Origin of the sequence: Proteus sp. CA142267, from assembly GCF_003336825.1 — a bacterium.
Taxonomy (GTDB): Bacteria; Pseudomonadota; Gammaproteobacteria; order Enterobacterales; family Enterobacteriaceae; genus Proteus; species Proteus terrae.
Genome location: NZ_QPMG01000004.1, coordinates 174,278 through 197,653 on the forward strand (window position 1 = coordinate 174,278; position 23,376 = coordinate 197,653).

30 protein-coding genes and 2 pseudogenes are annotated in these 23,376 nt (G+C 31.5%); 13 read left to right on the forward strand and 19 right to left on the reverse strand.

Annotated elements, in window-relative coordinates:
* Window positions 1–120: 120 nt before the first annotated feature.
* The 4 genes from C0T34_RS09485 (at window position 121) to C0T34_RS09500 (ending at window position 4,505) form a co-directional block, all read left to right on the forward strand.
* Window positions 121–501 (forward strand): DUF2628 domain-containing protein, encoded by a 381-nt coding sequence (locus C0T34_RS09485; RefSeq protein WP_098943163.1) that lies wholly within the window; start codon window positions 121–123, stop codon window positions 499–501.
* Window positions 502–743: 242 nt separating this feature from the next.
* Window positions 744–1,295, forward strand: coding sequence for a class IV adenylate cyclase (gene cyaB / locus C0T34_RS09490; RefSeq protein ID WP_098943164.1), 552 nt, complete (start codon window positions 744–746; stop codon window positions 1,293–1,295).
* A 336-nt stretch (window positions 1,296–1,631) separates the two neighbouring features.
* Complete coding sequence (gene nqrE, locus C0T34_RS09495) at window positions 1,632–2,231, forward strand: NADH:ubiquinone reductase (Na(+)-transporting) subunit E (RefSeq protein ID WP_098943165.1); 600 nt, start codon at window positions 1,632–1,634, stop codon at window positions 2,229–2,231.
* Window positions 2,232–2,906: 675 nt separating this feature from the next.
* Window positions 2,907–4,505 (forward strand): methyl-accepting chemotaxis protein, encoded by a 1,599-nt coding sequence (locus C0T34_RS09500; protein WP_204100976.1) that lies wholly within the window; start codon window positions 2,907–2,909, stop codon window positions 4,503–4,505.
* Between the two features lie 74 nt (window positions 4,506–4,579).
* On the opposite strand, the gene C0T34_RS09505 is transcribed toward C0T34_RS09500, so the two are convergent.
* The gene (locus C0T34_RS09505) at window positions 4,580–5,317 is read right to left on the reverse strand and encodes a phosphatase (RefSeq protein ID WP_098943166.1); all 738 of its coding nucleotides are present in this window, start codon (window positions 5,315–5,317) and stop codon (window positions 4,580–4,582) included.
* Between the two features lie 243 nt (window positions 5,318–5,560).
* On the opposite strand from C0T34_RS09505, the gene C0T34_RS09510 reads away from it, so the two are divergent.
* The gene (locus C0T34_RS09510; protein WP_098943167.1) at window positions 5,561–5,998 is read left to right on the forward strand and encodes a hypothetical protein; all 438 of its coding nucleotides are present in this window, start codon (window positions 5,561–5,563) and stop codon (window positions 5,996–5,998) included.
* Between the two features lie 76 nt (window positions 5,999–6,074).
* On the opposite strand, the gene C0T34_RS09515 is transcribed toward C0T34_RS09510, so the two are convergent.
* From C0T34_RS09515 to C0T34_RS09530, 4 genes are all read right to left on the reverse strand, one after another.
* On the reverse strand, window positions 6,075–6,938 hold the full coding sequence (locus C0T34_RS09515; protein WP_098943168.1) for a triacylglycerol lipase: 864 nt from the start codon (window positions 6,936–6,938) through the stop codon (window positions 6,075–6,077).
* Between the two features lie 231 nt (window positions 6,939–7,169).
* Window positions 7,170–7,511, reverse strand: coding sequence for an antiterminator Q family protein (locus C0T34_RS09520; RefSeq protein WP_098943169.1), 342 nt, complete (start codon window positions 7,509–7,511; stop codon window positions 7,170–7,172).
* A 272-nt stretch (window positions 7,512–7,783) separates the two neighbouring features.
* Entirely contained in the window at window positions 7,784–8,560 is a 777-nt protein-coding gene (gene map, locus C0T34_RS09525) for a type I methionyl aminopeptidase (protein WP_109850060.1), read from the reverse strand.
* 12 nt (window positions 8,561–8,572) lie between these two features.
* Window positions 8,573–8,770 carry a ParD-like family protein gene (locus C0T34_RS09530; protein ID WP_098943172.1) on the reverse strand — a complete coding sequence of 66 codons (198 nt, stop codon included), beginning with the start codon at window positions 8,768–8,770 and terminating at the stop codon, window positions 8,573–8,575.
* Window positions 8,771–9,424: 654 nt separating this feature from the next.
* Here C0T34_RS09530 and C0T34_RS09535 point away from each other — a divergent pair.
* Window positions 9,425–9,964 carry an AAA family ATPase gene (locus tag C0T34_RS09535; RefSeq protein ID WP_098943174.1) on the forward strand — a complete coding sequence of 180 codons (540 nt, stop codon included), beginning with the start codon at window positions 9,425–9,427 and terminating at the stop codon, window positions 9,962–9,964.
* A 52-nt stretch (window positions 9,965–10,016) separates the two neighbouring features.
* Here the strand turns inward: C0T34_RS09535 and C0T34_RS09540 are convergent, their stop codons facing one another.
* The 3 genes from C0T34_RS09540 to C0T34_RS09550 all read right to left on the reverse strand — a co-directional run bounded on the left by C0T34_RS09540 (window position 10,017) and on the right by C0T34_RS09550 (window position 11,320).
* Complete coding sequence (locus C0T34_RS09540; RefSeq protein ID WP_098943176.1) at window positions 10,017–10,262, reverse strand: hypothetical protein; 246 nt, start codon at window positions 10,260–10,262, stop codon at window positions 10,017–10,019.
* Between the two features lie 43 nt (window positions 10,263–10,305).
* Entirely contained in the window at window positions 10,306–10,692 is a 387-nt protein-coding gene (locus tag C0T34_RS09545; RefSeq protein ID WP_162556822.1) for a hypothetical protein, read from the reverse strand.
* Window positions 10,693–11,038: 346 nt separating this feature from the next.
* Window positions 11,039–11,320 carry a DUF5339 domain-containing protein gene (locus C0T34_RS09550; RefSeq protein ID WP_098943178.1) on the reverse strand — a complete coding sequence of 94 codons (282 nt, stop codon included), beginning with the start codon at window positions 11,318–11,320 and terminating at the stop codon, window positions 11,039–11,041.
* A 299-nt stretch (window positions 11,321–11,619) separates the two neighbouring features.
* On the opposite strand from C0T34_RS09550, the gene C0T34_RS09555 reads away from it, so the two are divergent.
* The 3 genes from C0T34_RS09555 to C0T34_RS09565 all read left to right on the forward strand — a co-directional run bounded on the left by C0T34_RS09555 (window position 11,620) and on the right by C0T34_RS09565 (window position 13,613).
* Window positions 11,620–12,051, forward strand: a complete 432-nt coding sequence (locus tag C0T34_RS09555; RefSeq protein ID WP_109850062.1) for a hypothetical protein — start codon at window positions 11,620–11,622, stop codon at window positions 12,049–12,051.
* A gap of 235 nt (window positions 12,052–12,286) precedes the next feature.
* The gene (yedE, locus tag C0T34_RS09560; protein WP_226892299.1) at window positions 12,287–13,372 is read left to right on the forward strand and encodes a YedE family putative selenium transporter; all 1,086 of its coding nucleotides are present in this window, start codon (window positions 12,287–12,289) and stop codon (window positions 13,370–13,372) included.
* Window positions 13,347–13,613 (forward strand): putative Se/S carrier-like protein, encoded by a 267-nt coding sequence (locus C0T34_RS09565; protein WP_098943183.1) that lies wholly within the window; start codon window positions 13,347–13,349, stop codon window positions 13,611–13,613. Before yedE ends, C0T34_RS09565 begins: the two co-directional genes overlap by 26 nt.
* Before the next feature lie 211 nt (window positions 13,614–13,824).
* Here C0T34_RS09565 and C0T34_RS09570 read toward each other — a convergent pair whose 3' ends face one another.
* The 3 genes from C0T34_RS09570 to C0T34_RS18210 all read right to left on the reverse strand — a co-directional run bounded on the left by C0T34_RS09570 (window position 13,825) and on the right by C0T34_RS18210 (window position 15,405).
* Window positions 13,825–14,046 (reverse strand): DUF465 domain-containing protein, encoded by a 222-nt coding sequence (locus C0T34_RS09570; protein ID WP_098943185.1) that lies wholly within the window; start codon window positions 14,044–14,046, stop codon window positions 13,825–13,827.
* Window positions 14,047–14,381: 335 nt separating this feature from the next.
* Window positions 14,382–14,639 (reverse strand): hypothetical protein, encoded by a 258-nt coding sequence (locus C0T34_RS09575; protein WP_196556539.1) that lies wholly within the window; start codon window positions 14,637–14,639, stop codon window positions 14,382–14,384.
* Window positions 14,640–15,249: 610 nt separating this feature from the next.
* Complete coding sequence (locus C0T34_RS18210; RefSeq protein ID WP_192940876.1) at window positions 15,250–15,405, reverse strand: hypothetical protein; 156 nt, start codon at window positions 15,403–15,405, stop codon at window positions 15,250–15,252.
* Between the two features lie 558 nt (window positions 15,406–15,963).
* Here C0T34_RS18210 and C0T34_RS09580 point away from each other — a divergent pair.
* The gene (locus C0T34_RS09580; RefSeq protein ID WP_109850063.1) at window positions 15,964–16,368 is read left to right on the forward strand and encodes a hypothetical protein; all 405 of its coding nucleotides are present in this window, start codon (window positions 15,964–15,966) and stop codon (window positions 16,366–16,368) included.
* Between the two features lie 169 nt (window positions 16,369–16,537).
* Here C0T34_RS09580 and C0T34_RS09585 read toward each other — a convergent pair whose 3' ends face one another.
* Both C0T34_RS09585 and C0T34_RS09590 read right to left on the reverse strand, forming a co-directional pair.
* Window positions 16,538–16,852: a hypothetical protein gene (locus C0T34_RS09585; RefSeq protein WP_109850064.1), complete on the reverse strand. Its 315-nt coding sequence runs from the start codon at window positions 16,850–16,852 to the stop codon at window positions 16,538–16,540.
* Window positions 16,853–16,925: 73 nt separating this feature from the next.
* Entirely contained in the window at window positions 16,926–17,246 is a 321-nt protein-coding gene (locus C0T34_RS09590; protein ID WP_109850065.1) for a hypothetical protein, read from the reverse strand.
* A gap of 218 nt (window positions 17,247–17,464) precedes the next feature.
* On the opposite strand from C0T34_RS09590, the pseudogene C0T34_RS09595 reads away from it, so the two are divergent.
* Window positions 17,465–17,599 (forward strand): annotated as a pseudogene (locus C0T34_RS09595) (integrase); the annotation flags it as partial.
* Between the two features lie 229 nt (window positions 17,600–17,828).
* On the opposite strand, the gene C0T34_RS09600 reads toward C0T34_RS09595, so the two are convergent.
* From C0T34_RS09600 to C0T34_RS09610, 3 genes and pseudogenes are all read right to left on the reverse strand, one after another.
* Window positions 17,829–18,287, reverse strand: coding sequence for an anti-virulence regulator CigR family protein (locus tag C0T34_RS09600; RefSeq protein WP_098943191.1), 459 nt, complete (start codon window positions 18,285–18,287; stop codon window positions 17,829–17,831).
* 736 nt (window positions 18,288–19,023) lie between these two features.
* Window positions 19,024–19,407 carry a NirD/YgiW/YdeI family stress tolerance protein gene (locus C0T34_RS09605; protein WP_098943193.1) on the reverse strand — a complete coding sequence of 128 codons (384 nt, stop codon included), beginning with the start codon at window positions 19,405–19,407 and terminating at the stop codon, window positions 19,024–19,026.
* Window positions 19,408–19,695: 288 nt separating this feature from the next.
* Window positions 19,696–19,913: pseudogene (locus C0T34_RS09610) on the reverse strand (lysis system i-spanin subunit Rz); the annotation flags it as partial.
* A 54-nt stretch (window positions 19,914–19,967) separates the two neighbouring features.
* On the opposite strand from C0T34_RS09610, the gene C0T34_RS09615 reads away from it, so the two are divergent.
* On the forward strand, window positions 19,968–20,228 hold the full coding sequence (locus C0T34_RS09615; RefSeq protein ID WP_109850066.1) for a hypothetical protein: 261 nt from the start codon (window positions 19,968–19,970) through the stop codon (window positions 20,226–20,228).
* Window positions 20,229–20,268: 40 nt separating this feature from the next.
* Here the strand turns inward: C0T34_RS09615 and C0T34_RS09620 are convergent, their stop codons facing one another.
* From C0T34_RS09620 to C0T34_RS09630, 3 genes are all read right to left on the reverse strand, one after another.
* Entirely contained in the window at window positions 20,269–20,604 is a 336-nt protein-coding gene (locus C0T34_RS09620) for a c-type lysozyme inhibitor (protein WP_109850067.1), read from the reverse strand.
* A gap of 124 nt (window positions 20,605–20,728) precedes the next feature.
* The gene (locus C0T34_RS09625; protein WP_138158018.1) at window positions 20,729–21,124 is read right to left on the reverse strand and encodes a subtilase family AB5 toxin binding subunit; all 396 of its coding nucleotides are present in this window, start codon (window positions 21,122–21,124) and stop codon (window positions 20,729–20,731) included.
* A gap of 62 nt (window positions 21,125–21,186) precedes the next feature.
* Window positions 21,187–21,846: a class I SAM-dependent methyltransferase gene (locus C0T34_RS09630; RefSeq protein ID WP_098943201.1), complete on the reverse strand. Its 660-nt coding sequence runs from the start codon at window positions 21,844–21,846 to the stop codon at window positions 21,187–21,189.
* A 301-nt stretch (window positions 21,847–22,147) separates the two neighbouring features.
* Here C0T34_RS09630 and C0T34_RS09635 point away from each other — a divergent pair, with 301 nt between their 5' ends.
* A complete protein-coding gene (locus C0T34_RS09635) occupies window positions 22,148–23,374 on the forward strand; it encodes a DUF3440 domain-containing protein (protein ID WP_098943203.1) in 1,227 nt (408 codons plus the stop codon).
* Window positions 23,375–23,376: the final 2 nt, after the last annotated feature.

Sequence of the window (23,376 nt, forward strand, 5' to 3'; positions counted from 1 at the left end):
TTTATATAAACGACTATATTAATCTTCTACTAATAAATTTATATTGTTCATAATGTCAAATTATGTAAAGATACTTTTCCATTAAGACTAAATTTAATCAACAAGGTAAAAGGAATTAAAATGAATAAAGAAATTTCCGAAAAATGGCAAGAGCGTTTTTCATTTTTTGATCAATATGGCTCACCTAAAACATCAGAATATAAAGCTGCTTATAAAGCACTTTCCTTTGGTAAGCGTATTCTTATCGGAATGAATATCTGGGCATTTTTCTTTGGTTTTATTTATTTTCTTATTTTAGGGTTATGGCGCAAGGCATTAACATTATTTGCTATTAACATTGCTATTTTTACTATTATTGGCTTTTTACCTGTAAATAACGGTGTTATCAATGCTGTAGGTATCGCAATTAACGTTTTATGGGCTATAACAGCCAACTATGCGTATTACTTGAAAGAAACCAAAAATGATCAAAGCTGGAACCCGTTTGAAGGTGTTCTGTAATATTAAAAGGGGCAATGGCCCCTTTTATTTTCTCTTATTCTTTTCTTTACTAATAACACGCTCCCTCCTTCTCCTTATTTCATAGACATTCTATCCATTACTCTATTTAAATATTTCCATATAATTCTCCATAATAATTTTTTTAAATAGAAAATAATGAAATAACACCAAAAGTTCGTTTTTACCTCAGAAGGATACTTTGCTAATGCTATAATGCATTAACACTAAATTAGGGAAAACGTATGTCTAATCACTTTCAAGGTAAATTTGAAGCCGAACTAAAATACCACCTTCAAAATCCAAAAGAATTTATTAACGAATTAAAAAAATCAGGAGCCACATTATTTACGCCTGAGAATCAAGAAACCGATTGGTACATGGAGCATGATAATACTGAATTTTCAGCTCCTACTATCAGTTTATGTGTAAGAAGAATGCTCCCTGCAGGAATAAACCTTCTTATCGTTAAAGGCCCTGATTTATCACAATGTGAAGCCGTTCGTATTGAAGATGCAGAAAAAACAGTCTCTATGTTCACGACGCTTGGTTACCATTGTATTCTCAATTATACAAAATCAAGAGAAATCTATTTTCTAGATGAGTTTCATATCACTATCGATAAACTAGATAAACTGGGCTCATTTGCTGAATTTGCTATCATGACGGACGACCAAAACAAACTCTCGCTCTACGCTGACCAGCTAAAGCACTTAGCCACAAAATTTGGCTTTACAGAAAAAGATCTTGAGAAAAATAACTATAAAACACTAATGTTAAATAACCTCAAGTCATAAACAATTTTACTCAGTAGATATCTTCATAAAAATTATCAAAATTCTCTAATCGGAGCACCGATATTCTATCAATAGATATTGGTGCTTTATCATTTCTAACATTGTTTTACCTTATCTATTAAAAAGTAAAAAATGACAAGTCGAATAGAAATTTTATTTGAGTGCCGTATTTATTATATTTATCTTAGAATTTTATTTTTCTTACCTCAAATAAAGCATCTTCTTAGTCAAAAAATGTCATTTAGATCTAAATTTAAAGATATTTATGTAATACCACTTATATTAAGGTGCTGTTTTTACTATAATTAGTAAAAAAATATATTAATAGGAGGGTTTATGCTTGAAAATTACCTTAATATCTTTATTAAGGCGACTTTTGTTGAGAATATGGCATTAAGTTTCTTTTTAGGAATGTGTACTTTTCTTGCTGTCTCTAAAGAAGTAAAAACCTCATTAAAATTGGGTCTTACTGTTACTGCCTTACTTATTATTGCCACACCTATCAATAACTTAATCTATCATTTCATTCTAAAGAAAGATGCGGTAGTCGAAGATATTGATCTTAGCTTTCTTAGATATATCACTTTTATTGGCGTTTTAGCGGCATTAGTCCAAATTTTAGAAATGTTTTTAGATAAATTTATCCCTTCGCTTTATCATTCATTAGGGATCTTTTTGCCTTTATTGACTATTCACTGCGCTATCTTTGGTGCCACTATTTTTATGGTTGAACGTGACTACACCTTTACTGAATCAGTAATATATGGTGCTGGGTGTGGCATAGGTTGGCTACTTGCGATTATCGCGCTCTCTGGTTTACGTGAAAAAATGAAATATTCAGATATCCCCAAAGGATTGAGAGGGCTAGGGATCACATTTATCACGGTAGGATTAATGTCTCTTGGTTTTATGTCGTTCTCAGGGATTTCACTTTAAACGCTTATTATGCATCAAATTTTCATACATCATTAATGTAAGCTTTATTTATAAACGGGAGAGCAATATACCTTCCGTTTATAGTGATTTCATCTGTTTTCTTACTTTTTATCTACTGTGATCTTTTTATCTCCCTCCCCTTTTTAACGTTAGACTCTCTTATTTATTCTTTTAAACCAACAAAAAATAATTTAATTCATTGCTGTTTTAATCATTATTACTTTTTTATTTTATAAATAGAAATACTTACACTATTTAAATCTAATTGTTTAAAAAAAACTAACCAGTCACATAAAATTAATAACAAATCAACAGGTTAAAACTTATTTATTGAGATGACATCTTTTATCTCATTTTTATCATTTATCGTTAACTTTTAATATTTAAGATAAATTAATTAAAAATCAAAGTGTTGCAAGATTAATTGATATATTTAATAAATTTATTAATTAGAACAATAAATAAGCATAAAGAATATTTATAAAATGCCGATACTATTTTTTAGTATTTGAAAAAATCAAAAGGATATATGGCATTAAATCAAAGAGTGACCTAGAAAAATATTTTTATTTTTTTCTTAATTCTTTGTCTATACCAGTTACAGGAAGTAAAAATAAAACTTAAAAATCAATAAACTACACAGTTATATTTTTATGAAAAAGGAAATAACATTACATGTTTAAGAACTTCAAACAACGTTATTTGCCAAACGTCTCTTTTACTATGTCGAGTTTAAAAACAACCACTTTAGTTTGGCTTATTACATGCTCTTTAATCTTACTTCTTGGTCTAGCTTGTGTTTTATTCCTCTCTTCAGTCAATAATTACAAGAGAAACTTAAACACACTAAACAATATCTATCACGAACAATCACTATTAAATAACACTTGGGAAAACCTCTTACAAACGCGTAATACTCTAAATAGGGCCAGCTCCCGCCACTTATTAATTATTAATAAAATGGCTACTGCGAACACGGATATCTCTTCATTATTACAACAAGCTAAAGAAAAACTTCAACTCGTTGAAAACGGGTGGGAAAGTTTCAATAGCTTTCCTCATAATGTTGAAAATCAAACTTATATACAACAACTAGAGCAGAAATACACTGAGCTTAATGCCGCATTAATTGAATTTTTAGCCTTTCTAGAACAAGGCAAAACATACGAATACTTAAATCAACCAACACAAACCTATCAAGATAATTTTGAACAAGCTTATACTACCTATCATCAACAACTAGAAAATTATTACACGGCTTCATTGAGTGAAGGCGAGTTACTGTACGATAAAATTATTTATAGCTTAATTGTCATTTCAATATTAATTGTTATTTTTTCTTTCTTAGTTCAGGTTGTACTGCGAAAAAACTTTATTTCACCTTTAAATGCGATAATGAAAAATATCGAAGATATTAGTAATGGAGAATTAGCGACTGATGTCACCACAAAAGGTCTATTTGAAATAAATATTCTCACTACTAATATTCAAAAAATGCGAGACCAGATAAAGCGGATCGTCAATAACATCAATAACAGCTCCGGTCTTATTAATTCCGAACTAAGTGATATTGCTGTTATGAACAATAATCTTGCCATTCGTGTTGAACAACAATCAGCAGCTGTACTCGAAACCTCAGCAGGAATACGACAATTAAGTGTGACATCAAAACAACATGCAGAAAATACACAAACATCATGTGAACTAGTAACAAAAGCAGATACGATGATCCATCAAAGTAATGAAATGCTCGCTAACGTTGTTGAAAATATGCATGAGGTTGTCACGTTCTCTGAACAAATTAACGATATTACCTCTACAATTGACAATATCGCCTTCCAAACAAACTTATTGGCTTTAAATGCTGCCGTAGAAGCGGCAAGAGTGGGTGAACACGGAAAAGGTTTTGCTGTTGTTGCTAAAGAAGTAAGAGAATTATCCATTAGCTGTAACTTAGCATCAAAAGAGATAAAAATACTTGTCGCTAATTCAAGTAAAAAAATAAATCAGTGTTTTCAGTTAGCCGCTGACGCAAACGATAATATGATAGATATTTCTAAACATACTGAAAATATTAATGAAATGATCCACGATATTTCTATTTCTACAAATGAACAAAGTAATGGTATTGCCCAAATTGAAGATGCAATAAATCAATTAGATCAAACAACACAAGCTAACTCAACAATGACACGGGAATTAGTCAGTTCATTAGATTCTTTGCAAACACAATCAGATAGATTAAAACAAGAATTAACTGTTTTTCATCAGTAAGTATTAAATCTACTTACAGCATAAAAGCTATCTTAATCTTAGGATAGCTTTCTTATTACTGATTTAGATTAATATTAAAAATGGCTAAATTCAGGGATCTCTTTTTTACCATGTGATTTTAGAAAATCTAACACTCTTCTTGGAGTTACATTCAGTATACACTCATGTGGAAAGTCTATTTGGGCTAATACTTCTAATACTCGATCAAAATTTCCTAGTGAAGAAGCTATATGTGAGTCAGAACCCAATGCAATTAATCCTCCTGCATCACGTACTGCTTTCGCTATTTCTATGCAGTTTTTCTCACTTCCTACTCTAGAATGAATAAATGATGAGTTATTCATTTCTAAAGCAACGTTGTAAGTGGCAGCTGCTTTTGCAACTTCAGCAATATCTATTGGATATTTTGGATTGCCCGGATGCGTTACCATTTGAATACAACCACTTGCTATTGTTGCAATTAACGCTTTTGTATTATCAACAAGGCCTAATGAACTCATTACCGGATCATGAAAACCAGCAAGCACAATATCTAATTTCTTGCTCATTTTCTCACTGCAATCTGTTTCACCTTTAATATTTTTAATATTCGCTTCTATACCATAAAGAATACCAACACCATCAATAATACGAGGGATCACAGGTAAGTTAGAAAAATGCCATTCATGAGGTGCATCATCCATATCTGGGCCATGGTCAGTAATTGCAAATAATTGAATTCCCTGCTTTTTAGCTTGTTGGAAATATTCACTAACTGTACTGTAAGCATGTGTACTAGCAATAGTATGAGCATGTAAATCAACGGGATACATAAACAACTCCTTCCTAAAAATACCTAACAACTAACAAGCGATATACTATTCACTTCTCTTTTTCTCACATAAGCAAGAAAAGAAGATAATTTTTGATAAATATGCTTTAATCTTTAACATACTATTTAATATCAAATAGATAAATAAAGTTTCACTTTAGTACTATACACAAGAATTTTAAAAACACATTATATTGTGTAATTTCATTTTAAATATGGCTTTCAACTTTATAAAAGGTTATTTATGTTCAGCTATCCAGCAGTCGCTCATTTTGATGAAGAAAGTGAAACTTACGAAATCACCTACCGTGATTTTGATAATATACACGCTGTTGCTTATACAGAAGATGATATTGAACTAGAAGCCTCTGATATTTTGCATGTAGGTCTTGAAGAGTTTGTTGCGAGTAAACTGCCTATTCCTACACCATCCAAAGCACAAGCTGGTGATTTCATTGTCTACTTACCTCTTATTAGCTGTTTAAAAATTGCGTTACATAATGCGATGTTAGAAACAAAGACAAAAAAATCTGATCTTGCAAGAAAGATGAATTTAACGAGTGCTCAAATAGAGCGTCTACTTGAAATTAATCAGACCTCAAAAGTAGATAGTCTAGAGCAGGCACTTTATTTATTAGGCTATACCATTTCTGTCAGCGTTAATAAAGATATCAATCAATAATAATTAAAATAAAAATGGCTCTAAATTAATTAGAGCCATTCGTATTAGATTATTTCACAACCAGTATGCAAGATAATTAAAGCTTTTTACTTGCTAAGAATTCGGCATGGTTTGTATAAATAGCAACAATATCTTCACCACGCCCGACTAACCCTGCAACCTGATTTACCATATCCAGATGATCTTCAGCATAATCATCTTTAATCAGTTTACCTAATCGCATACTTGTACGACCTACCAAGCCATCATTTTCACGCTCTGTAAAGAATGCACTTAATATACGCATTGCTGCATGAGTAGGATCCAGTAAATTGCCTTTTTCACCAGCAATCAAACCTTGGATATAACTACCAAATGAATAGTAATGAACACCATTTACAACTTCTTTGCCTTCACCACCACGAATGGCTGGCAGCCCTTGTGGGTACTTTTTATTAAATTCCGTTACATTTTCAGTCGTTAATGCTTCTAATGCAGCGATGGCATCTTGTGGATTACCACGGTTACCTGAAAATGTAGAAATAATAGTACCAATAGCTTTCATTACTGCATCAGCAATATATTCTGGCACACTATCCTTGCGCATAATGCGTCGTACTAAATCTGCAATCTCTGAACCATGGTTTACACCATTAACAGAGGTAACAGAAGCAATACTTTTAGCATGCTTCGCAGCAACATAACGGCAAGCTAATGGGCCTTGGCTATGACCGATTAAATTTACTTTTTTTGCTTTCGTTTCTTTGAGAACTTTTTGCACAAATTCCCAAAGTTGTTCGCCACGAACTTCGTTCGAGTTAAATGCAGAAAGAGATGCAGTGAAAACTTTATGGCCATCCTTTTCTAATGCATCAGCGATACCATAAAAATAAGGATAGCCGACGATATCATCAAAACCAGATAAACCATGAACTAAAACAATTGGATATATAGTTGACATATTTTTCCACTCCTTGGGTTTAAATTAATTTATTTAATTTGCTAAACATCCTATTAGCAATACTTAAAACAATAGTTAGAATACAATATTTAAAATACAATCTTTGAAGTACAAAAATTATAGTAAACATCGTATTTTGACGCCTTATTTGTTCTAAGTGTCATTAGCTTAATCTCTATTTTACGATCGTAAAGCATTATTTTAATCAATTTCGATTTTTTACTGATGGTCTCAATTAACTCTGGAGAAAATTAGCATACCTTCAATCATTCCTTCCGCTTTTTTTAACTTTTTACCAATATACGTATCAGAACATTGATCATATTTTGCAAGCTGTAGGAACGTTTTACCAAAAACATAATAATTAATAATTAACTGATAATCTTCTTTGTTGTGCGTCATTAATCTTTTCATTAAATCATTGATAATATTTGCATTATGATGAGTGCATTTTTTTCTTAATTTTATACGGTCTGGAATAACTTCTTTTTTATTATTCAATACATTAACAGCATCTTGATCATTGGCTACCCATGATCCCCACTCTTCTAAAGTTTTTGAAATATTTTCCATATTAACATCCTTATTTTTCCATAGAGTAACAATCGCATCCTGCAATCATTTAATGATGATCCATTAATACTTAATAAGTATTGATATTAATATAGTGGCCAAAGTGTAATTTACAACTCGGATTTATAAAAATATGAACTGTAAACTTAATTTATTGATAGAAATGAAAAATAAAGAAGATGCAACTAGCCACTTTAATTAAAAAATAAATCATTTTGAAGTTATAAAGAATATTTTTTCTTAAAATGGCTATAAATATAAGAGAGTTACAATTATGGTAATACTTCTTCTGGACGTAAAGTGAGTACTTCATACCCTGTTGCTGTTACCAAAATAGTATGTTCTGATTGAGCAGATAATTTTTTATCTCTTGTCACAACAGTCCAACCATCTTTTTTGGTTTTTATTTTAGCGCCGCCTTGATTTATCATTGGTTCAATCGTGAAAGTCATGCCTTCTTTTAATTCAACACCTTGCCCTTTAATACCATAATGTAGTACTTGTGGCGCTTCATGCATTTCTCTTCCTATTCCATGCCCACAGTATTCTCTTACTACACTATATCCATGACTTTGTGCAAAGCTTTGAATAGCATGACCAATATCACCTAATGTCGCACCTGGTTTTACTTCCTTAATACCTTCCCACATTGCTTGATACGTTGTTTTTGCTAATTTTCGCGCAATAGGAGATGCCTCAGGCATAATATACATTTTGCTAGAGTCAGCAATAAATCCATTTTTTTCTAGTGTGATATCAACATTAATAATATCTTTACTTTTTAAGCGCTCATCTGATTTTGGTACACCATGGCAAACAACTTCATTTATAGATGTATTTAACACATATTCATAACCATATTGACCTTTACTTGCTGGTCTCGATTGAAGTTCATTGACAATAAAGTCATCAACCTTATCGTTAATTTCTAGTGTAGAAACACCTGGTACAATAAAATCATCAAGCATTGTAAAAACTTTCGCTAATAATCGTCCTGATTCGCGCATTAACTCAATTTCACCGGCCGTCTTAATCGTTATTTTATCCATTCTTCTTTCCTCTTATTCTACTTCTTGCTTGATGACTTCTTTTTCCAGCATTTCATTGATAATCATTGGAAACGTTTTATCTGGGTTTAACTCTGCTTGAATGCCAATTTTTATCCAAAACTCTGCCTGAGCATTAACAGAGCGTGACATCACATTGCTTGCCTTTCGCAAGTATTCATGTAATTCATCAGAAATTTTTACAATACCCACAACAATCCTTATATACAGATCATAATAAAACATATACGTTCTATAATAGAATCAAATTCTTCTTCTTTCAATTGCTATTAGATAGTTATCGTAGGCATAAAATGCCTAAATAAGAAAATAAGAAAATAAGAAAATAAGAGGAAATAGTACTCAAAATAAAGGTTATTTATTAAGGCCTGGAGATGCTTTATTTGTTGAAGGTTTTAGAAAAAATCAGCAACAAGTTGCCGCTTTTCGCTTTAGCGCACCAGAGGAAGGATATGTACACTACAATGCTCAAGGTGATAAAAGAAATACGGGTATAATTGGTGTTGCCCTTTTTGAATCAAAAGAAGGCACACAAGAAATAATCAGAAAATGTAGTTATTTACCAAATGCTTTCCCAAACAGTAACTATGCACCAGAGCCTGGTATTCCTTAATATTTACCCATTAAGTTTTTTCTTCTAAAAATAGCGTAAATTATTACGTTATTTTTTGAGTTCCCATAAAATAAAACAGCTTGAGATTTATATTAACATTTAATGCTAATGCACTTTTTCTAGTTCTATTTTTTAGGTATATTTAATCTCTAACAGCTCCCGTATTAACTCCCCTTACATACTATCCTTATTCTCTTTTTCTTTCTTAATTATATAAAATTATAGGAATTATTATGCCTGAAAAATCACATCGCATTATACTAACTGGTGGCCCCGGCTCTGGAAAAACCACACTAATAAACGAACTTAAAAATAGAGGCTATCCCTGCTCTTTAGAAGCAGGAAGAGCCATTATCCAAGATCAAAGTGTTATTGAAGGAAATGCATTACCATGGATAGATCCTAACGCTTTTGCACAAGCAATGCTAATTTGGGAATTACGCTCATGGCATGAAGCAAACAATAATAAAATACCCTATTTCTATGATAGAGGCATCCCTGATATTGCAGGATATTTACTCCTATGTGGTTTAGCTATTCCCAAACATCTTGATAAGGCAATTACCTTATTTCGTTATGTTACAAATGTGTTTATAGCACCACCATGGCCTGAGATATACACTCAAGATCAAGAACGAAAACAAACAGAGAAAGAAGCAGAAGAAACCTATTTAGCTATGATAGCTGTTTATAAAAAATATAATTATAATTTAATAGAGTTACCTAAAATAGAAATAACTAATAGAGCTAATTTTATTATTAATAAAATTTAGAGATTTATTATCAGCCAGTAATAATTACTGGCATAGATAATAGTATTAAATTTTAATAAGAAGCCATGATCCGTAAATCAGGTTTTTCTCCTCGCATAATAGCTCGCTGTTGTTCATGAACAGCTTCATTAATTGCTTTTTGCTCTCCTGGTGTTCGAGTATTCTTACCACAAACTAATGTAGAACACACTGGGCTGCCTATTCTATGACTTCCTGAATTACCCGTACTAAAAGTAACATTATCAGTAGCACAACCTAGTAATAGAAATGATAATAATAAAGTGATTGCTATGCGCATAATTTTTCCATATGAAATTAAATTTTAAATCGATATTAAAGTATTAATAGGCATCAAAAGTATAATGTAGTTTTTGTTTCCATTTGAATTCAACTGTTTGTTTTTCTTCATTCCAAATAGGCTCAGGAACTGGCATGGTAAAGCTTATTTTTTGAATAGGCTTTAATGTTGAATTATTATTTAAATACTGATTATTTATTGATGGCTTTTTCTCATTTAAACCAACTTTAAAAACTTGTCCAAACCGTTGTTTTTCTTCTTGTACTTCCATTTCAAAACGAGATTGCTTTCCCAACATAAAAACTAAGTTATTATTTACCTCGTGACTATTCGGAGTGCGATTATCAGCGTGTATCTCAATTAATTTAGCTTGGGTTGTCTTATTAGTGGTACAACCAGAAGTTATAAATACAGAAAGTAATAAAAACAAAAAGTAATACATAAATTAAATATCAATAAGAATAGGAGTAAATAATTATTCCACAAAATCGATTCATCAACAAAATAAATTTTACCATTTATATAAAAATAGAAAAATTCGCTCATAAAATGATGATATAAAATGACTTTAGCTATAATTCAGTTAAAAATACAGAATAAAGAAAACACTTAACAAAAATAATTAGAATGATAAAAAACACACCCATTCATGAAGAATATGAATAAACAAAAGTAATACCTAAAGAAAATATATAGTAACTGACTATATTAAATTATTGTCACATGGAAATAAAAAGGACACCAACAAGGTGTCCGCTTAATACAATAAATAAAATTTATTGAGCTGCTGACATTTTTTTCATTTGCTCTAAAGAATCTAAAGCTTGCTTACAAGTACTTTCTTGAACATCTTTAGGTAATGCTGCAAATTGTTCTTTAGCTTGAGCATATTGCGCTTTCATCGCTTCTGCTTGAGCTTTAGTTGCATCATTTTTTGCCATTAACTCAACGTAAGAGTCAGTTTCTTTAAAATAATCTTCACATGCTTTAGATAAATCAGCAGAAACAGCGATAAAAGAAATTGATAATAAACCCAATGCTAGAATAAGCTTTTTCATAAATATCCTTTAAGTATCATTTACAGTTAGAAAGTAGCTTCCATTATTTTTCTTAAGTCAGCATTATCTCAAAGAAGAATAAAATAGGGATAAGTATTATCTTAATTAAAAAAATAAAATCTCATCTAATAATGATTAAAATAAAAAATAAAATCAAAATGTGACAATTGAAATTAGCCTATTATTTTCAATATTATTTAACGTATTGATTTATTATTTTTATAGTAATACAGCTATTTTTATATCGATAATACACGCTATAATCAAATTATCTCCATTGGATTAATATAGGTAGAAAAATGGCAATTGATAGAATCGACTGGCACGCATATGGTGATTTTCCTGATGACCTACCACCTGAAAATGGAGGTATACATATAGGATTCTATTTAACTTGGATTATTGAAAACAATTTAGAAAGTGAAGATTTACAAGAAGATGCAATTGATGAGTTAGAAATGGTACGTAAAAGAGAAATGGATGGTCTTGCATTTCTTATACAAGTTTGCGACGAAAAATTTATTAGTGATGACTTGAGTGATGAAGGATATGCTTTCACACAACATTATTACGGATCAGAAAATAATAACTATTTCGAAGATTTCGAGCGTATTTTAGTCCAAGGACTCTCTTCTTCATATTACGTTGAAAACTCATGGGATAATTATGACAAAATTGCACCAGTAATTACAAATGCATATACAAAATGGAAAAAAGGAATAAATAATTAAACCGCTTTCTAAAAGTCAACTTCCATCCTTCATTATTAGCAATAAGTTATTTAAATAATAATTAACTTATTGCCAATTAAATTAACACTCTTAAATTTTAAAACCTCATCTTATTCAGTTTATTAATTTTGACGTGATCTATATAAAAGAATCATACGTTATTCTTATATATAGTTGATCCGTGCTTAATAGGTTCTATTAGTCAGGGGAACTCCCCCATCAACGGAGGCATTTGATGTCTATAAAATGGGTTTTAATCCTATCTGGAATTATTATTGGTGCTATCGCGTTACTTCTTGGTGTTAACGGAAATCCACCTAATATGGGTGTTTGTGTAGCTTGCTTTATTCGCGATAGCGCAGGAAGCATGGGCTTACATCACACTGAAACAGTTCAATATCTTCGCCCTGAAATATTCGGTTTTATTCTTGGTTCTTTTGCCGCTGCTCTTATCTTCAAGGAGTTTCAATCAAAGGCGGGTTCTGCACCTGTTATTCGTTTTGTACTAGGTTTTCTAATGATGGCAGGCTGTTTAGTTTTTTTAGGTTGCCCTTTAAGAATGGTACTTCGTATCGGAGCTGGTGATTTAAATGCTGTAATAGGATTAGTTGGATTAATTATAGGCATTGGTATAGGAAGCTTATTTATTAAAAAAGGATTTTCTCTCCCAAGAAATTATCGCCAATCTTCTATTGAAGGTTTGATTTTGCCTGCTATATGTATATTCCTATTTGCTTTATTCTTATGGAATAGTGATATATTCAATGCCAGTGTAAAAGGCCCTGGAGCAAGTCATGCGCCTGTGTGGATGTCTATCATCGCAGGTCTTATTATTGGTTTTATTATTCAGCGTACAAGGTTCTGTTTTATTGGAATGGCCAAACATGTATTTTTGTCACGAAATTATAATATGGCGTTTGGCGTAATTGCACTAACACTCGTTGTTCTTTTGGGTAATATCTATTTAGGTAAGTTTAATCTTGGTTTTGAAAATCAACCAATCGCCCACAATGATGGAGTATGGAATTTTCTCTCTATGGCGCTTGTCGGTCTATGTGGTGTATTAATTACAGGTTGTCCATTACGACAACTCGCTAATGCAGGTCAAGGTAACTCAGATGCAGCTGTAAGCGTCGTGGGTATGTTAGTAGGAGCTGCATTTGCACATAATTTCTCTTATGCCTCAAGTCCTGCTGGTGTTACAGATAATGGCAAGTTAGTTGTTATTATTGGTTTATTATTTGCTGTCATTGTTGCTACTGTTTACACCTATGCTGTAAATAAAGCAAAAGATAATGGAATTAGCAAAAATGACGCATAATTACTTATTTCTTTTTCATGAGCAATACGCTGTAAAAAAACTTCAGCAACAACTCCAACAAGATAATTTTTCCTCAAAAATTATTGATGCTCCACGAAAAATATCATCAGAATGTGAATTGGCCGTATCCATTTATTTTTCTAACGATGAAATTTATAAACAGTATATTAATGATAATGTTAGAGCTGTTTATAAAATAAGTTCACATCATTTTGATGTACTTTGGAAAAACGAATTTTGACATAGTACATAACCAAATTATCATTATTATTTTTAGAACCTAGACAGTTAAAAGGCTACAAATGTAGCCTTTTCTTTATAAATAAAACCATCTGATTTATATAACTTTTTATTCAAAAATAAATTATCTTTCTAAAAACGAAAAACCATCTCTTTTTAATTAGATGGTTTCTGCATCTTTATGTATTTATAGAGTAATTATTTTTTATTACTTACTCTTCTTCCGGCGGATTTTTGAGGATTTGATGAATTTCTTCTTTCAGTTTTAATTTTTGTTTTTTTAGCCCAACAACCTCTTCACCATATCCTCTTCTATCTTTATGCTCTAATCTAACAATTTTATGGTCAAGTTCGTTATGTTGATCAAAAAGAGCACGAAAATGAGGATCAGTCTGACGAAGTTTTGAAATTAAATCACGATATTCTGGAAACATAAATAGCGACCTTCCTTATTAATTGTGAATTAAATACTCTTATAATATTTACCCAAACTGATTAACCTGTCATTGTCTTTATGTTAAAAATAAGACCAACATCAATTAATATTTTCAATTTTCAAAATAACTTAATATTTTTATATTATACACTCTTAGTATAGTTATGATTTTCAATACGTAAGAGCATATAAAACTGTAAATCTACTTAATCCAAAAATTATAAAATAATGATAAATACTTATTCGCTTATCTCTTCAAACCAAATATCTTCATATCCGTCTCTATCGATAATAAAATTATGCCCTTTTGGTAAATAAAGATAATTTATTACTTCAGGTAGCCACTTCTTCCAAATGTTCTGTATGTAATGATTGATAAAAATCGTCCTGTTCACAATATTCCTCACAATAAAAAAACCAGCTTATAGTGTCATCTTCTGATCGCTTTATGCGTGTTCCATAAATGGGATTACCATTTAGGTTATCTAAAGCAATTGCTACCATTTCTTCTGGTTTTTGAGGCAAAACACCATATCTTTCGCACATAATTTTCTGTTGTTCAGTAATAAATAATTTATTGTTTTTATTCATGTTAGATCTTCAATTTCACAAGAAATATTCGAAAAAAGAGTTTATTAGTTCTTGATTATAATCAGCTTATCGTTATCTACCAAGTATTGGCAAAGGAGAATATGGCCCAGCTATTCACATGGCAAAAGTAAAAAATAAGTGGAACTACAAAAAATCGATTGACTAAATAGAATGAAAAAACGTCAATTTGTCTTAAAACTGGACGACATAAGGCGTAAAAACACTTTTTACTAAAAAAAAGCATTTATTGTTAATTTATAAAATGAAAATTCACTACATTTATACCGATCTCTAATAGTTTTTTTATACCCATCTATTCGAGTCACTAAGCCCAATGCCGCCACATTGGGCTTTTTTATTAACAATAGTTATTGATATCATTTTTCATTACAACAGATTCGAGTCTTTTTAACTCTATTTAACTGTTTTTTAAGATTAAAATTATTTAACTTCATGTCGCCTAATCAGTTTTAACTTGTACATACATCAGACTGTTATTAATCAATAGCTTTTTTTGTTCACATCTATCTCAACCTATTTCATTAAGTTAATATCATTTAAATGATAAAATAATGATGCCGACTAAATTCCTTCTCGTCGGCATTAGTAACTATTTATTAGGTAAAATATCTTTTTCTTGTAATTTAGAAAGTGCTAATTCTTTCATCCAATCTGCAAGTAGTGGCGCTGTTTTTATTGAATCCAATAATGCACGCTCTTTTTTCGTTAAACGAATAACAATAACTTCTGTTTTCATCGTAGACATAATAATTTCCCATTTGTAAAAGAGAAAATATTGGCATAAAACCTCAACAGAACGGTCTGACTTACATGCTTTTACAAAATCATCATTTAAAGATGAGTAGCAATACGCTATTGATAGGATATTTGCGATATAGTTCGTTATTTATTTTTAGGAAAAATATTATGCTAAAAACTTCACATTACTTTCTCATTAATAATATTTTTTAGCATATTATAAACTACAGAGATTGAGGTAAATTAGAGTGACTTTTTTAAATAAAGCCCCGTTCCAACCTCAATATTCTTATGGTTATGGCTAAGATGATTTCTAAAATGAAGTATTAAATATTTATTGGTATCACAACATCATGCATAGCGTATTAGAATACATTTAACACAAAAAACCAATAAGTTTCAAATATATAGAATCATAGGCTTTCGCTCCTTTATGCGTACCTAATGTCATACAATATTCCAGTCATAAAATGACTATTTTAATATTTTGGGTATACTCTATATACATATAAGACTTATGATTTATTATGATTTTTTCATCATTTAAACCAATAAGAGCCTTGCGATGCATAATTCCCCCCCTTCACGTTATGAAACTGCTATTGCAATCGAACAACTTGCAACAGATTTGAATTTACCCAATGAACGTTGGATGCAAGATTGGGCTTATATTGTCTCGGAACCTCAGCACATAGATAAATATATTTCACACTATAAAAAACTATCTGATGATGACCAAAAGTTCACACTACTGATGCTAATATTACAGGCACTAGAAGAACAAGATGCCCATATTGACAAATATAAGTCAGAAGTTAGCACATTATTACAGCAAGAATACCCTCTACATGCGTATACTATCTTTCATTGGTGTAGCTTTGATAATGAAGATCTAAGTGATTGTTGGAATATTACACCAATGATGCGAGAAATATTTTTATCAAGAAATGCACTTAAAGAACATTATTAATTTTAATTTTTAGCTATATGCTGACGATAAAATTTCGTAATAAAGATATTGACATAGATATCACAATCAATACATTAATCACGGTTAACTGATGGCTTATTTGTATTAGATCTATCAACATCACTCGATAATAGTATTGGTAGAAATAAATATAAATGATGACCAGCATTTACTCTATCGGCTCATCTACTGGCTCTAATCTATTCACATTTATCCATCCATGCGCATCACCATAACCAACCAATAACCAACCATTATTATCCCCATCAACTGGTTTTGTCGCTTTCATTCCGTTGATTTGAAGAATGTCGCCAGGTACTACAAACCAATTATTATGGCGACATTGCTCTGTCGGAGCTGCGTGAAAATAAGCTCTCCCTTTCCCTATTACACGCCATTTTGGTGACTGTGCAATGAAGGGTTGAAGTTGGATAGTATTCAAAATTTGATGGCACGCTTCCTCTTTTTTGAGGCATGACTGCATTCTTTGTCCTTGAGAATCACTGAACGTTAAGGCCTCACTGGTGCTTACATCTTGCAGTTGATTTCTTTTCAGATCATATGAAACCCATCCCAAAATTCCTGCACCAGGGGGAGCCATTGGATGGTTTTTGGGTTTTATCAGAAAGCTGAATTATCAGTTCATCTCCCTCACGCCTATCGATGAAAAGATCAAGCTTATCTGTAGTGACACGCTCCGCTCGAATTAACGCATGGTTACTGCTGGCAATTAACTTAATCAATTCTTGTCGGCAGTCAAACAATTCTCCTGAATAGGTAGCAGTCATAGTGCCATCATCATTAACATCATCAATTGCCATTGATGGAAAAGACGCCAAGCTCAGATTAAGACAAATAATTGATGTTAGAAAACGCATACAAATTCCTTGTTTGCTCGCTAAAAAAGCCTGTATTGATTAGCTTCACTCGATAGATTTCATCTTCAGTGAAGTGCCGAAGCAACTCACCGCGAACATAGGCCACAGAGTTGATACCATCAGCCACATCTTGCTCAAAACCGCCTATACTACTGTTAACAAAAACTATAGTAAAATGGGCTTATTCTAAAAATGAGCATTACTATCATTGCAATATCACTTCACAATCTAAACTTGGTGATCAAGTTACTGCAAATATATTGACCACAGCGTTTAAAAAAGCGAGAAATAAATATGGTTTAACTTGGGAAAAAGGCCCTGCCCCTACTTTTCATGAACAACGTTCTTTATCCTAACGACTTTATCGAGAACAAGGAATTAACACACAAAAATTATTGCTGTTTAATTGAACAGTTTTGGGGATATAAAAGCGTTGATTATTAACAGATTGGATATTTAAATATTGGTAATCTATTATTTACACATATACTAGTGAAAGCCCTGTGGGAGCCCAAACTCACAGGGCTATCTTTATAAATTAAAACCCAATAATGACATTAAATATATTTAACTAACTGTATTTTAATCAAAAACATTATTAATAATTGAAGTGACTATCGCTGTACTTAATGCGATCAACACCAAATCTTTTCCAACAATACGCCATTCGTAACCAGGATAATAAGGTAATTGGCTAAGCATTTTTTCAGGAACCATTTTCTTCGCAATACCAGGAGGCAATGGCTTTCCTCTTACTAAATTCTTAGCAATACCTGGAGGTAACGATGAATATCCAGTAAATCCACCGTTCAGCGCTATTGATCTAGCCTCATTATAAGATAAAGAAATTGAGAAAGAGGTTTCATTATCAAAGTGATTATTTTGTGATTTATTATGCCATTTGTTTGGCTTCTCTCCTTGATATCCTTTATTTTGACCTCTTCCATGCCCATTATCTGGATCAGCATAAGAAGGAACAGGTACCATAGATAAACCTATAACCACCAACAATAAATTACTTATTCTAGAAAGAATACCCATGCCTATGACCTCAGCAATTAATTTTTTACAGAGTATCCTTCAAGTTACACAACTACCATAAGTAATATTCCTAGAAAAAGAACTATCAAGAAAATCACTGTTATTCAATTTTCCATGTCATTCTCTTAAGGTTATGGCTCTTTTTTCGCTATCTATTCTAATATTACTTAATCCTTATTTAATTATTTATTCTATTCATAAATAATTATCTAATACCTATCTATTCCATCTGGAAAATATACTTATATATAACACCAGCATCTACATTATGAAATTTTTATTCATATTAAGAAAAAAATCGTATGAAAGCATTGATAATATTTAATTTTACTAATAAATCAATTGTGAATACATTGATAGCTTTAAAATTATGATAAGTTAGCAAAACCCCTGTAATTATAAATCACAGAGCTATTTTATTAATCGATAAAACCACCATTTTCATATATACATTATTTTCATTAAAATAAATAAAATAAAACTCGATACATATATTATTATTTACTGAAATAGCGTCGTAACTTTATTAATACCATCTAGAATTTGAGAAATTAAATCTTGCTGAGATATAAGATAATTATAGAGTAATAAGATTGAGTCACGATAAATAAAGGATATAGCAATTAAAATTATTATAAATAAATAACTAATCGGGCCTTTTAATAGTCTCATTATCACACTCCCTTTTATTTCTATTAAAATCAAGGTCATGCTTTGCAAGACCTTGATTGGGTTGTTATTGCCCTACTAGAGATATTTTATCTACGTTTATTTCATCTTGAACTAGGTGGTTATCAACTCTTCCTTCTATCCGAATTTTTGTATCAGATGAAATATTAAGTCCATTCCACTTATCATTATCAATTTTCACACGGATACTTCCAGAATCATCTTTAAATTCATATACGTTATGGGTAATATTTCTAACAATAAATCCTTCAATAATTATCGTGCTATCATTTGGGAGATTATCAACATTTGATACACTAGTAACAGATGTTGATTGTGAAACAAACCCACCACTATTTGCTTGGTGATTACCATTATAATTAGCCATTGCATTAAAAGATAAACTTAACATAGCCGCACTTAACACCCCAACCACTAATAACTTTTTCATAAATCCTCCTAAGGATTAATAATTATTTATTAAGGTTTTTTGTTAGCCCTTATTTGTGTATCTAATTTGAGTATAAGTATGGAGTCAACTCCAGAGTCAATTAAAAAAAACATCATTTGCAAAAAATAACAATTAAAAAACAAAACCTGACAATTAGATAAATCAATGAAAATTTAAACCATACAACTAACAAGTATTAATACTAATTAAAGATAATATTATTTTTAATAATCTAAATTTTAATTTTATTATTTATAAAAATAACCACAAGTATTTAATTAATGATTTTTATTTCAAAAACTCAGTTTTAATATAATACTGTAATCCTTTAATCACTTGCTCTGACTCTGCAATTCGCTCTCGAAGCAACCAATAATTTCGGATAGCGGTGTCAGTAGGTCGGGCGGTGGTTGCATCATCCAATTCGCGGTGGAATTGCTCGCGCTCTTTTAGCACTCGGCTTTGATGTACACCCTGTCAGGATTATGCTCACTAAGATCACATAATCCACATTACTGGGATGTCAGACTGAATGTGCGAGAAATACAGGTGTAACAAAAATGTATGAACAATTGTACATTGCAAAAACTGAAGTAATGATTGATTACGCACAAGGAACCGAAGCTATTTGTGCTGAACTCAGAGAGGCCATAAAAGAAGGTTTTAATGTTATCGAGCATGAAATAAAAACGTTAGAGCTAACCTTAAAAAAATGTTGTTTAAAAAATCAACAGGTTTTGATAATTCGTTTTGATAACCGTTTCAAAATTGACAATCATAAACCACCCGCAAAGCAGGTGGTTTTATGTTTAAGACGCTGACGCGACTTAAACTGGCTAATTCCATAATAAAAGGTGATAATTAGTCAGCTTTGCAGCCACTCAATACTGGTTTATCTTTTCCTTCGACTAAATCAGCATTATCACCTTTAGTATAAAGCTTATAAGTATAATTTTTATTCATCGCCTCATAGTTTGCACCAGAAGCCATTTTCATGATTTTCATGGGGATCATTTCATCCATTTGATTAATGATCGCATAGCTATCTTTTGCTGTATTTACATAGATAACTTCCATCACTTTATTATTTTCACACACATAAGAAATTTTGGTTATCTCATCAGCATTATCTGCCATAACAAAGCTAGAAGACAAAATACCTACCGCAAGAAAAACACTTTTAAATAAAAATTTCATATAGTCTCCTAAATATCATTAAGTTAGCGTTTATAGAGTATTCTTTTACTCTTCACTAATTTAAAAAAATCTATCTGATACTCTAATGGGATTTATCCAATTTATAAAATTTAACATTAATCAATTAGTTATCTTTTGTCGGCCCCATGCAACGACTATTATGACAACTAGCAAACCCTGCTATCGCTTTATTTGAATATACTCGAGTAAATTTTGGGTGAGTCCAAACATTAGGTTGAACATATAACCTAAAGCTTTTACCTGTTGTGTAGTAATAATGTGCTTGTTGAAAAAAGTGCTCATAAGAAGAAGCCCAATCTGACTTGTTAGATACTGCACAGGCGATAAATTCACCGCCATGATTCATAGCTTTAACACAAAAATACCGACCATCTTCAATTTTTCCCGAATTAAAATCCGTTAACGTAACATTAGAATAATATTCAATATTATGACTTAATGTATCTGTGGCAAATGCCGTTGGTGTTGATAATAAAAAGGCAAAAAATAGACTACGCATTAACATACCATTCCTTAAGAAAATAAAGATAAAAAGCCTCTAATCCAGAATAATATTTCTTATTATTTTTTATTCTTCGCTGTGAACAAAGCTACAGTACCTTGTACATGTATAGAAATGTCATGGAATAAAGAGGAAAGCATTTCTTCCAAAGAGTCCACCGAATCAGAATAATTGCAAAAAATACCTTTTTTGTTGTAAATAGACATTAATTTTTTACCAAAAAAATTATGTTTGACTCCCTGCCCTAAAATCGTTGTGCCATATAAAACCCCTTTTTCAGTCAGTAAATAACTTATATTTTCTATCGCTTTTTTCTTGTCACCCATCGTTCCTGGCAAACAATGTAGTAAATAAAACAATGAGATAGAATCATAAGATGCATTTAATTTATTAGAGAAAGGCTGAAAAACATCATGCTGGAGGCAATTTATTAATTTGTCATCAGGTATATACTTTTTAGTATGTTCCAGACTGTGCAAATTAAGATCAGTCAATGATATTTCTTTTATATAATTTAATGATTTTTTTAAATAAAATCCCGTTCCAACGCCAATATCCATATGGCGATCACCGAGATGATTTTTAAAATGTGGAATTAAATATTTATTCGTATCACACTGCCATGCATAGCTATTAGAAATATTAAGCACCCACCAATCATATAGCTTCAATGACACTGGTGTATATACTTTAACTCCATCATGTGTACTTAATGTCATACAATACCTATCATAAAATGACTATTTTATTTTTTATTTATTGTATGAATAGTTGAAAATACCGAATAATAAATCAGGTAATATTTTTAAAATATTATCTACTCACTAAATCACTTTCTTTATTTATCTTAATTATAAAAAATCTTTCATTATTAGAGACTATCAATAATAACAATGACATATGATTTATTATTCTATTTTTCAAGTAAATCTCAGTGATAATCATCAACCATCACTTACCTTTATAATCTAAATATGATTAAGTATTAATACTATTAACTAACTTATTCTGGTGATAGTTATGTCTTGCAAACACAAAATTCCTCTTGGAATAAATGTGCTAGATGCTACTCAAACGCGAATTGAATGGTTGTTTGATACTTTTGAACAAATCTCTCTCTCCTTTTCTGGAGGTAAAGATTCTACTGTTTTGTTTCATCTTGTTGCTGCAGAAGCAAGAAAGCGGCATCGAAAATTCAATGTCATGTTTCTTGACTGGGAAGTGCAATACTCCGCTACCATTAGCCATGTTGCAAAAATGAAATTTTTGTATGAAGACTGTACGGAGCGATTTTACTGGATAGCATTACCTATCACGACGGAAAGTGGGATCTCACAATATGAACCGACTTGGACAGCTTGGGAACCAGGAAAAAAATGGGTAAGGCAACCGCCAGAAGACGCAATCACTGATCCAGACTTTTTCCCTTTTTATCATCCGAATATGATTTTTGAAGACTTCACACCTGCATTTAATCAGTGGATCACAGGAAATCATCGTAGTTCAGTTATTTTATTAGGGATCAGAACCGATGAATCATTAAATCGCTTTATTGCTATCAATAACAACCAAAAACTACGTTATGCCGATGATATCCCATGGACAACGGCATCACCCGAAGGTTTTTATTATATGGCCTATCCTATTTATGACTGGCATGTAAAAGATATTTGGACATACATTTCACGCTTTAATCTACCCTATAATTCTATTTATGATCTAATGCACCAAGCTGGGGTTAGTTTAAGTCAAATGCGCATTTGCGAGCCATTTGGCCCTGAACAACGTAAAGGGCTATGGTTATACCATGTTTTAGAACCTGAGACTTGGAGTCTCGCCTGTGAACGAGTGAGTGGCGCTGATACAGGTATGTTATACACCCACCCTCGTAATAAATCAGGCTTTTTTGGGCAACGTAAAATTAGTAAACCCGCCCATCATACATGGAAATCTTACGCCCACTTTTTACTAGCGAGCTTACCAGAACAAACCGCCGAACATTACCGAAATAAAATCGCAGTTTACCTTCATTGGTATGTTGAGCGAAATTACCCAAATGGAATACCAGATGAACAAGACGGTGATACTAGCAGTAAACAAATCCCGTCTTGGCGACGGATCTGTAAAACTATTTTACGCAATGATTTTTGGTGTAGAACATTAGCATTTAGTCCTACTAAATCACACTGTTATGACCGATATTGCAAACGGATGCAGGAAAAACGTAAAAATTGGCAGTTGATTTAACA